This window comes from Flagellimonas sp. L-11, from assembly GCF_056857735.1.
Genome location: NZ_JBSXNR010000078.1, coordinates 57,423 through 73,264, shown reverse-complemented (window position 1 = coordinate 73,264; position 15,842 = coordinate 57,423). Strand labels below are relative to the sequence as shown.

8 protein-coding genes are annotated in these 15,842 nt (G+C 42.6%); 2 read left to right on the top strand and 6 right to left on the bottom strand.

What is annotated here, in order from left to right:
• From AC13CC_RS16070 to AC13CC_RS16055, 4 genes are all read right to left on the bottom strand, one after another.
• Positions 1–1,076: collagen-like domain-containing protein (locus tag AC13CC_RS16070; protein ID WP_482878286.1), on the bottom strand; the 1,076-nt coding region annotated here is incomplete at its 3' end.
• A gap of 416 nt (positions 1,077–1,492) precedes the next feature.
• On the bottom strand, positions 1,493–3,442 hold the full coding sequence (locus AC13CC_RS16065; RefSeq protein WP_482876330.1) for an OmpA family protein: 1,950 nt from the start codon (positions 3,440–3,442) through the stop codon (positions 1,493–1,495).
• Positions 3,443–3,453: 11 nt separating this feature from the next.
• Complete coding sequence (locus tag AC13CC_RS16060; protein ID WP_326278854.1) at positions 3,454–4,401, bottom strand: PorP/SprF family type IX secretion system membrane protein; 948 nt, start codon at positions 4,399–4,401, stop codon at positions 3,454–3,456.
• Between the two features lie 12 nt (positions 4,402–4,413).
• On the bottom strand, positions 4,414–8,496 hold the full coding sequence (locus AC13CC_RS16055) for a T9SS type B sorting domain-containing protein (RefSeq protein ID WP_482878285.1): 4,083 nt from the start codon (positions 8,494–8,496) through the stop codon (positions 4,414–4,416).
• A 395-nt stretch (positions 8,497–8,891) separates the two neighbouring features.
• Between AC13CC_RS16055 and AC13CC_RS16050 the strand changes: the two genes are divergently transcribed.
• Together AC13CC_RS16050 and AC13CC_RS16045 are read left to right on the top strand one after the other, a co-directional pair.
• On the top strand, positions 8,892–10,481 hold the full coding sequence (locus AC13CC_RS16050) for a peptide chain release factor 3 (RefSeq protein ID WP_482876326.1): 1,590 nt from the start codon (positions 8,892–8,894) through the stop codon (positions 10,479–10,481).
• Between the two features lie 105 nt (positions 10,482–10,586).
• Positions 10,587–11,018: a hypothetical protein gene (locus AC13CC_RS16045; RefSeq protein WP_482876324.1), complete on the top strand. Its 432-nt coding sequence runs from the start codon at positions 10,587–10,589 to the stop codon at positions 11,016–11,018.
• A 151-nt stretch (positions 11,019–11,169) separates the two neighbouring features.
• On the opposite strand, the gene AC13CC_RS16040 is transcribed toward AC13CC_RS16045, so the two are convergent.
• Entirely contained in the window at positions 11,170–11,481 is a 312-nt protein-coding gene (locus AC13CC_RS16040) for a DUF3467 domain-containing protein (protein WP_014033486.1), read from the bottom strand.
• A 54-nt stretch (positions 11,482–11,535) separates the two neighbouring features.
• Positions 11,536–15,834, bottom strand: a complete 4,299-nt coding sequence (gene rpoC / locus AC13CC_RS16035; RefSeq protein ID WP_326278850.1) for a DNA-directed RNA polymerase subunit beta' — start codon at positions 15,832–15,834, stop codon at positions 11,536–11,538.
• Positions 15,835–15,842: the final 8 nt, after the last annotated feature.

The window sequence follows — 15,842 nt, the reverse complement described above, 5'->3', positions numbered from 1 at the left end:
GTTTCTCCTTTGTCACCTACTGGACCTTGTTCGCCTATTAGACCCTGTGGGCCCTGTATGCCGGGGTCGCCCTGTGGGCCCTTGTCCCCGGTCTCTCCCTTATCGCCTGTTTCTCCTTTGTCACCTACTGGACCTTGTTCGCCTATTAGACCCTGTGGGCCCTGTATGCCGGGGTCGCCCTGTGGACCCTTGTCTCCTGTTTCTCCTTTATCTCCAACAGGACCTTGTTCACCTATCGGGCCTTGTGGACCCTGTATGCCGGGGTCGCCCTGTGGACCTTTGTCCCCGAGCTCACCCTTATCGCCTGTCTCTCCTTTATCTCCGACCGGACCTTGCGGACCCTGTATTCCGGGGTCGCCCTGTGGACCCTTGTCACCGGTCTCTCCTTTGTCACCAACTGGGCCTTGTGGACCCTGTATGCCAGGGTTGCCCTGTGGGCCCTTGTCACCTGTTTCTCCTTTATCACCTACTGGGCCTTGTTCGCCAGTTGGACCTTGTGGACCCTGTATGCCGGGGTCACCCTGTGGACCTTTGTCCCCGAGCTCACCCTTATCGCCTGTCTCTCCTTTATCTCCGACCGGACCCTGCTCTCCTATTGGCCCCTGTGGACCTTGTTCACCGGTTGGACCTTGCAATCCTACTGGACCTTGTGGGCCTTGTTCTCCAATGGGACCCTGTTCGCCTTGGATTCCTTGGGGACCCTGTTCGCCAATCGGGCCTTGAGGACCAACAGCTCCTCCCGCTGCAACATCCGTAAGAGGAATTGAAACAATATTATTGTCCGAGTCTGTTAACATCAAGTCTGTTCCGACCACCTCCATTCTACTATTTACCGTATTAGTGTCGATAAATGTTAATTCCCATGAATCACCATCCCAGAAGTATATGGTTCCTGTATTGGTATTTACGTAGATATCTCCCAAATCTGCACCAACTGGTGTTATCGCACCGGAACTGGAAACATCCATACCCTTAAGGACCTCACAATTGCATTGATCCTGAAGGGTTACTGTGGTTTGAGAAAAGGCAATTCCTGTAAAAAGAAGAAAAAATAGGGCTAGAATGCTCTTTTTCATGAGGTTACTATTAGTTGAGGATTGTGTTTGTTGTTTTGTTGATTTTGTATTTTTGGTCTACTCGTTCCTATGTAGTTCTACTTACCGAATTTTCAACCTGATACAAATTTACCCCCACTTTTAGGGGCTGAAAATAATTGTTGTGAACAGATGGAATAGAACTGTATAGTCCATAGATTTTGAGGTGACCCCAATATTTTTTTACACTTTTTTAAAGGCTGTTCGTCGATAAGCCCTAAATAGAACAGTGGGTTTGGTAGGTTGAATCTTACAAGTTTACGTAAACAGGAAAGTATCAGGCTTCACTATGAAGAAGTGAACTATCCAATAAAATAGTAACAATATATTGGGATAGAATCCATAAAAAACGACCCCATAATGAGGCCGCTCGAATATTTTATTGCTACAAAAAATTTTTATTCAAAAATAATGAACTCCGACCTTCTATTAAGTTGATGTTCTTCTTCGGAGCATTTTGAGCCATTTACACAGTCGTTTACCAATCGGGTTTCGCCAAATCCTTCACCCTCTAATCTAGAAGGAGAAATTCCTTTGGAAATCATATAATCAACAGTGGATTCTGCTCTTTTTTGTGATAACCAAAGGTTATAGGCATCAATACCCCGGCTATCGGTATGTGAGTTTACCTTAATTTTTAGACTTGGGTATTTTTCCATGGCCACAATTACTTTCTGAATCTCAATTTCAGCATCTGGTCGGATATTATACTTGTTCAAATCAAAGTATATGGTACTCAACTGTAGTAATTTTGCCAGGTCGTCGCCAAAACCTCCGGTGACCAAATCGCGTTCCAAATAAAAATCCACAATTCGAGGTTTTCCATCGGATATTGGCAAATATTCTTCCGTAGGTACATAACCATCCCTTGATGCTCTTACAAAATTACCTTTGGAACAATCCAATTGGAGTATGTAATTACCGTCAGAATCAGTAATAGTAGAAGAAATCTCGTTATTTTCCTCATCGATGATTTTTACGGTTGCTCCGGCAAGAACCTCGTTAGAAATGCGATCCCTAACGGTTCCTGTTACTTCTTGTATGCAATCCAATGTAAGTGGCTCATTTTCCACAAATTCGTAAATATCATCATCTCCCATGCCGCCATCCCTGTTTGAAGCGAAATATCCTGTTTTGTCCTCGGTGTTGTAGATAAAGGAAAAGTCATCTTTTGGAGTGTTGATCGGTTTCCCTACGTTAACTACTGGCTGGCTATAATCGTTATAGGTGATTTTAGTAGCAAAAATATCCAATCCGCCCAGTCCTTGGTGTCCATCGGACGAAAAGTATAGTACTCCTTCTTGGGTTATATATGGGAATGTTTCCCTGGCCATGGTATTGATATTGTTTCCTAAATTTTGGATTGGACCATAGGTGCCATCCCCTATAATCTCTGTCACAAAAATATCCGATTCTCCCAAACTGGCGGGCATATCGGAAACGAAGTAGAGTTTCTTTCCATCTGGACTCAACATGGGGTGGGCCACGGAATAAGAATCACTATTGAACGGAAGTTCCACAATATTGGTCCACTTTCCATCAATATATTCTGCACTAAAGATTTTTAAGCGTATAATTCCTTCTTCATCCTTCTTCTTTCTTCCATCGAAGAAATTGTTTCGGGTAAAGTACATGGTGGTACCATCTTTTGTAACCACAGATGTGGATTCGTGCAATCGCGTATTTATATCGCCTTCCAGTTTTACTGCCTTATCGTTGGAAACACTATCGGCATTTACTTTGTAAAGGTCTAAAAAATCCCTAGCGTTCCACGTGTGCCTGTACCTCGCAAAATTGCCCGTATCGCGATCGGAAGCAAAAATGAGGCCTTTTTCGTAATAGGCAGCGGCAAAATCTGAATACTTGCTATTGTACGGAAATGGCTTTATGGTATACCTGCCAGAGTTCTCTTCAATTTTGGCCATGTAATCCTCATCAAAATCTACCATGGAAGAGGTCATCTCCTTAAAGTTCTGCATAATTTGGGCAGCCTTGTCATAGTTCCCTACCGACTTTAAACTTTGTGCATATCGGAAAACATCCTCCACTGACATCTCATCTGGATAGGTTTCTTCCAACTTTTTATAAGTATCTGCTGCTTCATTGTATTTAGCGTTGAAATAATATGCGTTTCCTAGCCTTTTCAACAAATCTGGGGAACTATACCCCTTGTCCAATACTTTTTTGTAAATATCTATGGCCGGACTAAAGGAGTATTGCCTGTACCGTTCGTCGGCCTTTTCCATAACCTTGGCAGTCTGCTTATCGGGAATACTGTCCTGTTGCGCATTTACTTTGACCAGACATCCATAAACGATAATGAATAATGTGAGTATTCTTTTCAGCATTCTAAACATTATTAAAAGAATCTAGGTGATATGGTTCTTTGGAAGGATTTTAACAATTCCAATCTTAGGAATACTTCAAAAGATCCGTCGTTGAACTGTGTTCCCCCCAATTCCGTTGTTTCGCGATCATAGGCCAATCCCAACATAATTTGGTCCGTTACTTGAAAACCGACCAAACCACTAACTGCGGCATCCCAACGGTAAGCTGCCCCAAAACTGAATCTATTGGCAAACAGGAAACTTGCGGAAAGGTCTACCTGTAAGGGAGCCCCCCCTACCGCTTTTGTAAGCAATGCTGGTTTAAACTGAAGGTCAGCGCCCAAATCAAAAACATATCCGGTAATCAAATAAATATTCATGCGCTCTGCAGAGAGAAAGTTTACCCCATCATCCGAGTTGCCATTATCAAAATACTCTGATTCCAGAACATTTGGAGCGGAAACTCCTGCATAAAACTTATCTGAGTGATAATAGATTCCAAGTCCAAAGTTAGGAGTGAACCTATTGTCTATATTATTTTGGTTGACTACTTCTTGGTCAAAATTCCGAAGTCTGTTGAAGTCCAAACTCAACATATTTCCACCTGCTTTCAATCCAAAAGACAACTTGGCGTCCATGGAAACATCAATAGTATAGGATACAACGGCATCTAAATAGGTTTCCTGTACCACACCGTCACCAATATTGTCGTTAACAATGGAAATACCGTATCCCAACCTACTGTTGCGTATAGGCGAATGCAAGTTTAAAGTGAAGGTTTCCGGAGCGCCGTCCAAACCTACCCATTGTGATCGGTACAGTCCGGCAAAACTAAGCTGCCCCCTGGACCCAGCGTAAGCAGGGTTGACACTCAAGGTATTATACATGTATTGTGTATACTGGGCATCCTGTTGTGCCATTGCACCTGTGGATACAATTCCAATAAACAATAACGTAGTTAAAAAATGTTTTTTTACCATTCTATCAAAATCTTATCTGCTTATATAAATGTATTCGGAGTCTGTGAAGCTTCCCTGCACGGTTTCGTAATTAAAAATATAAAAATACACCCCTGCCGGAAGGTAATCGTTTACGCTCAAAGCTGACTTACCTCTAACACGTCCATCGAAAACATTGTTTACATTATCGTAGTTGTTACCTTCAAATACAAGGGTTCCCCAACGATTAAATATTCTGATGGAGCTCGATTTGATATACTCGACACCTCGAATGAAGAGAAAGTCATTTTTTAAATCCCCGTTCGGTGTCAACATCTGGTTTACTTCGATAGCTTCAACTACCACCGTAACCGTGGCCGTATCACAATTGCCCGGCTTTGTCGTTTCACATATCGTATATTCAATGGTGTAAGTACCGGGTTGTGTTCCAGGTGCAACGGATACACTTCCATCTTCGTTGATAGTAAGCCCATTTGTTGGGGCAGAAGTTAATATTACATCGATCAAGGATACTGCCTCACCGTTCATAGTATCGTTGAACAGTACATCGCTATTGGCAATCAATCCACCTCCAGCGCCTGCATTATATGCATCATCAATGGCATCTATAACATTATCCTCACCTTGCATTACTTCAACGGTAACCGTGGCGGAATCACAATTATTTACATCCAAAACATCACAAATGGTATAATTGATTGTGTATGTGCCTGCTTCGGTCCCGGGAGCCACACTTACGCTTCCATCTTCGTTGATGATGAGTTGGTCGGTGGGTGTGGAGGTCAATATAACATCGGTAAGGGTTGCTGCTTCTCCATTATAGGTGTCGTTGGACAGAACGTTGCCATCTGCAATCACACCATCTTCTCCCACACTTGCTGTGTAGTTATCATCCACTGCATCGATAACATTCCCTGTTCCTTGCATTACTTCAACGGTAACCGTAGCGGAATCACAATTATTTACATCCAAAACATCACAAATGGTATAATTGATTGTGTATGTGCCTGCTTCGGTTCCGGGAACCACACTTACGCTTCCATCTTCGTTGATGATGAGTTGGTCGGTGGGTGTGGAGGTCAATATAACATCAGTAAAAGTTACAGTCTCACCATTATACGTATCATTGGACAGTACGTTGCCATCTGCAATCACACCATCTTCTCCCGCACTTGCTGTGTAGTTATCATCAACTGCATCGATAACATTCCCTGCTCCTTGCATTACTTCAACGGTAACCGTGGCCGAATCGCAATTAGCTGGGTCAGTAGCATCACAGATAGTATAGTTGATGGTATAGGTACCTGCTTCGGTCCCGGGCACAACGCCTACACTTCCATCTTCGTTGATGATGAGTTGGTCGGTTGGTGTGGAGGTCAATATAACATCGGTAAGGGTTGCAACTTCTCCATTATAGGTATCGTTGGACAGTACATTGCTATCCGCAATCACGCCATCTTCCCCTACACTTGCTGTGTAGTTATCATCCACTGCATCCAATACATTTTCACCTACCTCTATATATATAGTTGCTGAAGCGCAAACACTTGGGTCCGGCAAAACATTACATACTTGATAAATTATGGTAACTGTTGAATTGGATTCGGACGCTACAGGAGTATAGTTTACAAAACCTGTCTCATCATCAAAAGTAACCGTACCAATTGCATCTCCTCCAATTCTTGACAAATTTGTCACCCCTACGTTGATAGGATCGTTGTTAGGGAGATAATCATCGTTCTCCAAAACATTTATTGCAACCTCAGTAAGTGCCGGTGTTGAACCATAGTCATCGTTAGCATTGGCCGTTAATGGGTCGGGATCCGTTTCATTTGGATTGCCATCACCGTCACAGTCCAAAGCTTCCCAATCTGCAGATTGTGGCAAGGTCACACTTTCTGGGTCATAGTCACATGGATCCAATGGGTCTGTCCCATCTTCTTTTTCATCTTCGTTCGTAACACCATCACCGTCACAATCAGAACTGTTCCAAGTTGAATCTGGATCAACTGTTTGACTGTCGAGCACAAAATCGCATGGGTCCTGAGGATCCGTTCCGTCCTCTTTTTCATCACCATTGGTAACGCCATCACCATCGCAATCTGCCTCAAGGTAGTTCCCTGTTTGTGGTAAGGTTATACTTTCTGGGTTATAGTCGCAGGGATCAAATGGATCAGTACCATCTTCTTTTTCATCTTCGTTCGTAACACCGTCACCGTCACAATCGGCAGTTAAATAATCACCGGTTTGTGGCTGGGTGATATGCTCTTCAATAAAATCGCAAGGGTCGGTCGGGTCGGTTCCATCTTCCTCTTCATCCTCATCGGTAACTCCATCACCATCGGTATCCGTATCATTATCCAAATAATCCGGAGTGCCGTCTTCATCGGTATCATCATTGGTAGGGTCGCCATCACCATTGGCATCTTCATCCGGAGTATCTATTCCATCACCGTCATCATCAATATCTCGATAGTTAACATCCTCAGTACCATCTCTATCTGGTAAATCAGTTGCAGGGTTTTCAATTTCATCCTTCACATCAAAGCCGTCATTTACATCACTGCCTTCATAACCGTCGTCAAGACCATCACCATCCGAATCTACACCTGTATAGGTCCAATCGGGTATTCCATCAAAATTGAAGTCGTTCCCTTCATTATTATCCGGTACCCAGTCACTATCACTGTCATCATCCAAATAATCTGGAGTTCCATCAGCATCTGTATCTTCTAATGAAAATCCCATTGTTTCGCCACTTTCGTAGGCATCGTCAAGTCCATTTCCGTTAAGGTCATCTCCAGATGGAGGAATGTACTCAAAAGTAGGTTGCGCCTCTACGTTGTCCGGAATTCCATCATCATCACTGTCAATATCCAATCTATCTGGGTACCCATCATCATCACTATCAATGTCTTTACTAAAATTGACCGTTTGTGGGTCATTAAAATTATCTAAACATATAAATTGTATACCGGCCTGTCTAGCCACGTTCGTTTTAAAATTGTCATCCACATCGGCCTGAATTCCAAAACGGAAGACAAAAGAGTCAATGTTTAAGAACTCAACAGCAACATTTACGGAGGGATGTTCATTTGAGATACCATCATATTCCCGCGTACCTCCATTCACTAAAAAGCCACCTGTGGTATTTTGAACCGTTATTTCATTATCGGCATCGAGAGTATAACTTGCCGGTGTATTGAATCGATTATATTCTTGATAGTCCCCGTTCCCATCAACATCAATAAAATTTGCGCTGAGTTCTTCTAAAACAACGGGGGTATTTGTGCCCTGTTCCACAAAAGAGATCCTAAAATCTACGTAAGGCCTTCTTTCTTCTGATGTTGTGGTGAAATAAATTTCTGGTTTAAAAAATTCTGCGTCGGTCTCATTCTGGTCAAAATATAGAATTTCACCATTCACTACTTTTTCAATCGTAACCAGTGCATCCAAACTTTCTTCAACTCCTTGATAACGATAAACGGCTCCTTCGGAAAGCGCATCGCCCGACTCCAAGGTTGGCTCCATTCCAAAATTTAATTTCGGAACCGTACTGCAATCAAAATCTGTACTTACCACGCTGGATTCGTTCTGATCAAGGATTCCATCATTATCCGAATCCATATCCAAATAATCCGGCACATCATCACTATCCGTATCTATCGGTGTCAATCCATTTCCCGCCCCTGGGAAATCTTCATAAATATCATCCAACCCATTTCCATCGGAATCCACACCGGAAGGTAACCGAAAGTCTGCAAAGTTTTGTGCTTCATAATTGTCCAATAGTCCGTCACCATCGGAATCCAAATCCAGATAATTCGGGATACCATCACCATCGGAATCGGTCGGGTTGGTAGCGGGATTGTTATCGCCATCCAAGTTTGCATCTTCCACAGCGTCCAATATACCATCGTTATCACTGTCGATATCAACACTATCAGGTACGCCATCACCATCAGAGTCGGTATTTCCGCTCATTAAAAAGGAGTCAGCCATACGCATCATTGGGCTAATTGCCGGGACAATGGTAGAATATATAGGCAATCCCAAAAATAGAAGTAACAATAGTAGTGCGCTCTTCTTGAAATTCAAGAAAGTAATTTTTTCCATAAATGATTAAGTTTTAGTCAACTAATCACCATGGCAACAAGTGGTTCTCGTAATTGTAAGAAAATTGGGGTTTTCTTATTGGTTTTTAATATCTCCGATCCTTTCGACACACTTCGATACAATCAGGTCACATAATTAACCCATATAACATTTACCTCCTATTTTTATCGATAAAAGGTGATTTCCTCATCATTAGTTACCTCTTCCATGTGTTTTTACAAATGGATAATCCCTATTATCGAGGATTTATTTAAAACCGACGAAAATTACCTTTCTTTTTGGTTTTGGCTCGTTTAAATCCCTTATTTTTTTCCAATTATATTAACAATCCGGAATCACACTAAAAATGAGTGGGAAAACATATAATTGCCCTATTTTTGCCGAAATTTTTGTTGATGGAATTTGAAAAGGAAATAGCGAAACGAAGAACTTTTGGCATTATCTCCCACCCCGATGCGGGAAAAACAACCTTGACTGAAAAATTACTGTTGTTCGGTGGTGCAATCCAAGAAGCTGGAGCGGTAAAAAGCAATAAAATTAAAAAATCTGCTACCAGTGACTTTATGGAGATTGAGCGCCAAAGGGGTATTTCCGTAGCTACTTCCGTTTTGGCCTTTATTTACAAGGACAAAAAAATCAACATTTTGGATACTCCCGGGCACAAGGATTTTGCCGAGGACACTTTCCGAACCCTAACCGCCGTTGACAGCGTAATTGTGGTAATCGACGTTGCCAAGGGTGTGGAGGAACAAACTGAAAAATTGGTGGAAGTTTGCCGTATGCGCAACATTCCCATGATTGTATTTATCAACAAATTGGACCGTGAAGGAAAGGATGCATTTGACCTTTTGGACGAAGTGGAGCAAAAATTAGGTTTAAGAGTAACCCCATTAAGTTTTCCAATAGGAATGGGATACGATTTTAAAGGCATTTACAACATTTACGAAAAAAACATCAACCTTTTTAGCGGTAACAGCAAAAAGAACATCGAAGAAACCATTGCCTTTGACAATCTGGACAATCCAGAACTTGAAAAAATCATCGGTACAGATGCCGCTGAAGAACTGCGCGATAATTTGGAGCTTGTGGATGGGGTTTATCCCGATTTTGACAAGGACGCTTATTTAAAAGGTGAGCTACAACCTGTCTTTTTTGGTTCTGCCTTGAACAATTTTGGGGTTCGAGAACTGTTGGATTGCTTCGTGAACATTGCTCCATCCCCTAGACCCAAAAAAGCTGAGGAGCGCCTGGTAAAGGCCAATGAAAAGGGTTTTTCCGGTTTTGTTTTTAAAATCCATGCCAATATGGACCCCAAACACCGAGATCGTTTGGCCTTTGTTAAAATTGTATCGGGCACCTTTGAGAGAAACACTCCCTATTTGCACGTGCGACAAGGCAAAAAACTAAAATTCTCCAGCCCAAATGCTTTTTTTGCAGAAAAAAAGGAAATTGTGGACATCTCCTATCCGGGTGATATTGTCGGGCTTCACGATACTGGAAACTTCAAAATTGGGGATACTTTGACCAGTGGTGAAGAACTGCACTACAAAGGTATTCCGAGCTTTTCACCGGAGCACTTTAGGTACATCAACAACGCGGACCCCATGAAAGCGAAGCAATTGTACAAAGGCATTGATCAGCTCATGGACGAAGGAGTTGCCCAGCTTTTCACTTTGGAAATGAACGGAAGAAAGGTGATTGGAACCGTGGGAGCATTGCAGTATGAAGTAATCCAATATCGATTGGAGCACGAGTACGGTGCAAAATGTACTTACGAAAACTTCCCTGTTCACAAAGCATGTTGGGTAGAACCCAAAGATGAAAAAAACGAGGAGTTTCAAGAATTTAAACGGGTAAAGCAAAAGTTTTTGGCCACCGACAAAAAAGGACAGTTGGTGTTTTTGGCAGACTCGCCATTTTCATTGCAAATGACGCAACAAAAGTATCCTTCAGTAAAGTTACACTATACTTCGGAGTTCGAGTAAAATCAAAAACTCAAAGATTACAGGTCTCTGTAAATGAGCTTATTGTAAGTGTCACATATCTTTTTTTCGTACATTGGATAACATAACCAATTAAATAAAGATATTATGACGACTTCAGTAAAACCACCTACTTGGTTCTGGGTGGTGAGTGTTATTGCTCTTCTATGGAATTTGATGGGTGTTGGCAACTATCTCAACCAAGCTTTTAACCAAATGACACTTTTGGAAAGTATGGATCAAGCGCAACGGGAAGTTTTTGAAGGAATCCCTGCATGGGCGACCGCCGCATTTGCCATTGCTGTTTTTTCTGGAGCCTTGGCATCAATTGCTCTCTTGCTCCGAAAAAAATGGGCTCGTCCGCTTTTTGTTATTTCACTTATTGCGGCCGTGGCCCAATTTATCCATTGGCTGTTTATTTCCAATGCTGTTAAGGCATTTGGACCTTCCACATACGCCATGCCCGCTATTATTATAATAATAGGCATCTACCTCGTTTTCTTTTCAAAAAAGGGAATCGAGAAAGGCTGGTTGACGTAAAAAAGTTAAAGACCTGTACAAGAAAATTTCTATGTCAATATAGGCACCTTCGAAATCGCAGATAAAGTGTTGTCCTTTAACGTTCTAGACTGCCCCTTCGACTGCTCAGGATGACAGCTCGAACTGACACATCAATTTTGCAAAGGTAGTTTTATGCTTCGCCAGTAGGGCCGAAATTTAATGGAATCGCAGGTTGTTCGTAATCTTGGATTGTCCCGTGGGCCGCTTCAAACCTACTCACATTATCGTTCAATGCCTTTAGGAGCTTTTTGGCGTGTTGTGGGGTCAAGATAATTCTGCTCTTCACCTTGGCTTTTGGAGCGCCGGGCATCAAACTAATAAAGTCAACTACAAATTCGGATACGGAATGGTTGATGATTGCGAGATTGGAATATATTCCCTCTGCTGTTTTTTCATCCAACTCTATATTAATCTGTTTCTGCTTTTTCTTTTCTTCAGCCATGTTACTTGTATTAAAAAGAAAAACCCCGACCTAAAGGCCAGGGTTTGTTTTCATTTAGAATTTGAATTCCTCTTTGCGGGCCATGATCTCATCGTACTCCTCTTTGGAACCTACAATGATACTGTCATAATCCCTCATACCGGTACCGGCTGGAATTTTATGTCCTACAATTACATTTTCCTTCAATCCTTCCAAGGTATCGATTTTACCACTTACTGCGGCTTCGTTCAATACTTTGGTAGTTTCCTGGAACGATGCTGCCGAGATAAAGGACTTGGTCTGCAACGATGCTCTTGTGATACCTTGCAAAATTGGTGTAGCAGTTGCTGCCACAGCATCTCTTGCTGTCACCAAGGTCTTGTCCTCTCTTCTCAGAATTGAGTTCTCGTCCCTTAGCTCACGAATCGTCAAAATCTGTCCTGGTTTCAATCTTTCGGAATCCCCGGCATCCTCAACAACTTTTTTGCCGAAAATTTCATCATTCTCGTTGATAAAGTCGTCTTTGTGCACCAATTGATTCTCTAGGAAGATAGTATCCCCTGGATCTTGGATTTTAACTTTACGCATCATTTGTCTTACAACAACCTCAAAGTGCTTATCGTTGATCTTCACACCCTGCAAACGGTATACTTCTTGTACTTCGTTCACCAAATATTGCTGTACGGCAGATGGTCCCTTAATGGCCAAGATGTCTTCTGGTGTAATGGAACCGTCGGACAATGGCATACCTGCACGCACGTAGTCATTCTCCTGAACCAAAATCTGGTTGGACAATTTAACCAGATACTTTTTAATATCACCTGTCTTGGACTCGATAATGATTTCACGGTTACCACGCTTGATCTTACCGAAGGACACCACACCATCAATCTCAGACACTACGGCCGGGTTGGATGGGTTACGTGCTTCAAACAGCTCTGTCACCCTTGGAAGACCACCGGTAATATCCCCTGCCTTGGCAGATTTACGTGGAATTTTCACCAAGGTCTTTCCTTCTTTCACTTTCTCGCCATCATCCACCATCAAGTGGGAACCAACCGGCAAGTTGTACGAGCGTAATGTTTCGCCTTTACTGTCCTTGATCAACAAGGTTGGAATCAACTTTTTGTTTCTGGTCTCAGAAATTACTTTTTCTTGGAAACCAGTTTGTTCATCGATTTCAACTTGGTAAGTAACTCCTTGATCTAAATTCTCATATGCGATTTCACCGGAGAACTCAGAAACAATGACACCGTTATAGGGATCCCATTCACAAATAACGGTCCCTTTGGTAATCTTCTCACCGTTCTTGATGAACAATTGGGAACCATAAGGAATGTTGTTTGTACTTAATGTGATACCAGTTTTTGGATCAACGATTTTAACTTCAGAAGTTCTGGAAATTACAATGTCGGTTTTGCCACCTTCACTGTTTTGACCTTCTACGAGTCTTAAGTCTTCAATCTCAGCAACACCATCAAACTTGGACTCCAACTTGTTGTCCTCGGAAATGTTTCCTGCAATACCACCCACGTGGAAGGTACGCAACGTTAGCTGTGTACCGGGCTCACCGATGGACTGTGCAGCAACAACACCTACAGCCTCACCTCGTTGTACCATTTTATTTGTGGCAAGGTTTCTGCCATAACATTTGGCACAGATTCCCTGAGGAGCCTCACACGTCAATGGAGACCTTACTTCTATTTTCTCTATCGGAGCTGCTTCTACCCTTCTTACATCGACTTCATTGATTTCTTGGCCCGCTCTAAGAACAAGCTCTTCGGTCAATGGGTTGTACACATCGTGCAACGATACCCTACCTAAAATCCTTTCACCTAAGGTTTCAACAATCTCCTCGTTTTTCTTCAATGGTTCTACCTCGATACCTCTCAAGGTTTCACAGTCTTCGCTATTAACGATAACATCTTGCGATACATCAACCAAACGTCTGGTCAAGTAACCCGCATCTGCCGTTTTCAAAGCGGTATCCGCAAGACCTTTACGGGCACCGTGGGTAGAGATAAAGTATTCCAAAATCGACAATCCTTCCTTAAAGTTCGAAAGAATCGGGTTTTCAATAATCTCCCCACCACCTGCGGTAGATTTTTTAGGCTTGGCCATCAATCCACGCATACCGGTCAACTGACGAATCTGCTCTTTGGATCCCCTTGCACCGGAATCCAACATCATGTATACGGAGTTGAACCCTTGTTTGTCTTCACGAATTCGCTTCATGGCCAATTCGGTCAACATGGCATTGGTAGATGTCCAAACATCAATAACCTGGTTATATCGCTCGTTGTTGGTGATAAGACCCATGTTGTAGTTCATCATAATACCATCGACCTGCTCGTTTGCCTCGCCGATCATATCCTGTTTTTCCGCTGGAATGATGATATCTCCCAAACTAAAGGATAGACCACCTTTAAAGGCGAAATCGTATCCCATGGCCTTGATCTTGTCCAAGAACTCAGCGGTTGTAGGTACATCGGTCACCGCAAGAATGTCCCCAATAATATTTCTTAGGGCTTTCTTGTTCAATACTTGGTTGATGAATCCTGCTTGTTCTGGCACTTCCGTGTTGAACAATACACGACCTACCGTGGTTTCAATAATTTGATAGACCAATTCCCCTTCTTCGTTAAAGTCTTTGGCTCTTACCTTGATTCCGGCATTAAGCGAAACTTTTTTCTCGTTAAAGGCTATTTCTACCTCTTCAGAAGAATAGAAGGTCAATCCTTCACCTAAAACAGGTTCCTCGGGGGTAGATTTTTTCTCCTTGGTCATGTAGTACAATCCCAAAACCATATCCTGTGATGGTACGGTAATCGGAGAACCGTTGGCCGGGTTAAGGATGTTTTGTGAAGCCAACATCAATAATTGTGCTTCCAAAATGGCCTCTGGCCCCAATGGCAAGTGAACTGCCATCTGATCCCCATCAAAATCCGCGTTAAATGCGGTACATGCCAATGGGTGCAAACGAATCGCCTTACCTTCAATAAGTTTGGGCTGGAACGCTTGAATACCCAATCTGTGCAATGTGGGGGCCCGGTTCAATAGTACTGGGTGTCCTTTTAGGACGTTTTCAAGAATGTCCCAAACTACAGGCTCTTTCTTGTCAATAATCTTTTTGGCAGATTTAACGGTCTTTACAATACCTCTTTCAATCAGCTTACGGATGATGAATGGCTTGTAAAGCTCGGCCGCCATATCTTTTGGGAGACCACATTCGTACAATTTCAATTCCGGCCCAACAACAATTACGGAACGAGCGGAGTAATCCACACGTTTACCCAAAAGGTTTTGACGGAAACGACCTTGCTTACCTTTCAATGAATCGGAAAGGGATTTCAATGGTCTGTTGGATTCTGTTTTTACTGCAGATGCCTTTCTTGTATTATCAAAAAGGGAATCCACCGCTTCCTGAAGCATACGTTTTTCGTTCCTCAAGATCACCTCTGGTGCTTTGATTTCCATCAAACGCTTCAAACGGTTGTTACGGATAATCACCCTACGGTACAAGTCGTTCAAATCGGAAGTGGCAAAACGACCACCATCCAATGGCACCAACGGACGCAATTCCGGTGGAATCACCGGAATCACTTTCATGATCATCCACTCAGGATTGTTTTCCCTGTTGTTTTGCGATTCACGTAGGGCCTCAACAACCTGTAGGCGTTTCAATGCCTCGGTCTTACGTTGTTTTGAGGTTTCTGTGTTCGCCTTGTGACGTAGTTCGTAGGACAATTGTTCCAAATCGATTCTGGACAATATCTCAATCAAACATTCGGCACCCATTTTAGCGATGAACTTATTGGGATCGTTATCCTCCAAGTATTGGTTCTCGGTAGGAAGCGTTTCCAAAATGTTCAAGTATTCCTCCTCGGTCAAGAAATCCATTTTATTGATTTCCTCACCTTCTGGACCTTTGGCAATACCTGGCTGGATAACCACATACCTTTCGTAGTATATGATCATGTCCAACTTTTTGGAAGGTAGTCCCAAAAGGTATCCTATTTTGTTTGGCAGCGAACGGAAGTACCAGATGTGTGCCACGGGAACCACAAGATTAATGTGTCCCACACGGTCCCTACGTACTTTTTTCTCCGTCACTTCAACACCACAACGGTCACAAACGATTCCACGGTAACGGATTCTCTTGTATTTACCACAGGCACATTCGTAATCCTTTACAGGACCAAAAATACGCTCGCAGAACAATCCATCACGCTCTGGTTTGTGCGTTCTATAGTTTATGGTTTCCGGCTTCAACACCTCGCCACGGGACTCGGCCAAGATAGACTCTGGAGAGGCCAATCCTATGGAAATTTTGTTGAACCTTTTTTGTGCGTTATTATCTTTTATTCTAGCCATAACAATAT

What these genes read in the sequence shown, in the direction of transcription:
- rpoC (WP_326278850.1), bottom strand. Translation starts at nt 15,834, where the DNA reads ATGGCTAGAATAAAAGATAATAACGCACAAAAAAGGTTCAACAAAATT.
- AC13CC_RS16065 (WP_482876330.1), bottom strand. Translation starts at nt 3,442, where the DNA reads ATGCTGAAAAGAATACTCACATTATTCATTATCGTTTATGGATGTCTG.
- AC13CC_RS16050 (WP_482876326.1), top strand. Translation starts at nt 8,892, where the DNA reads ATGGAATTTGAAAAGGAAATAGCGAAACGAAGAACTTTTGGCATTATC.
- AC13CC_RS16060 (WP_326278854.1), bottom strand. Translation starts at nt 4,401, where the DNA reads ATGGTAAAAAAACATTTTTTAACTACGTTATTGTTTATTGGAATTGTA.
- AC13CC_RS16045 (WP_482876324.1), top strand. Translation starts at nt 10,587, where the DNA reads ATGACGACTTCAGTAAAACCACCTACTTGGTTCTGGGTGGTGAGTGTT.
- AC13CC_RS16055 (WP_482878285.1), bottom strand. Translation starts at nt 8,496, where the DNA reads ATGGAAAAAATTACTTTCTTGAATTTCAAGAAGAGCGCACTACTATTG.
- AC13CC_RS16040 (WP_014033486.1), bottom strand. Translation starts at nt 11,481, where the DNA reads ATGGCTGAAGAAAAGAAAAAGCAGAAACAGATTAATATAGAGTTGGAT.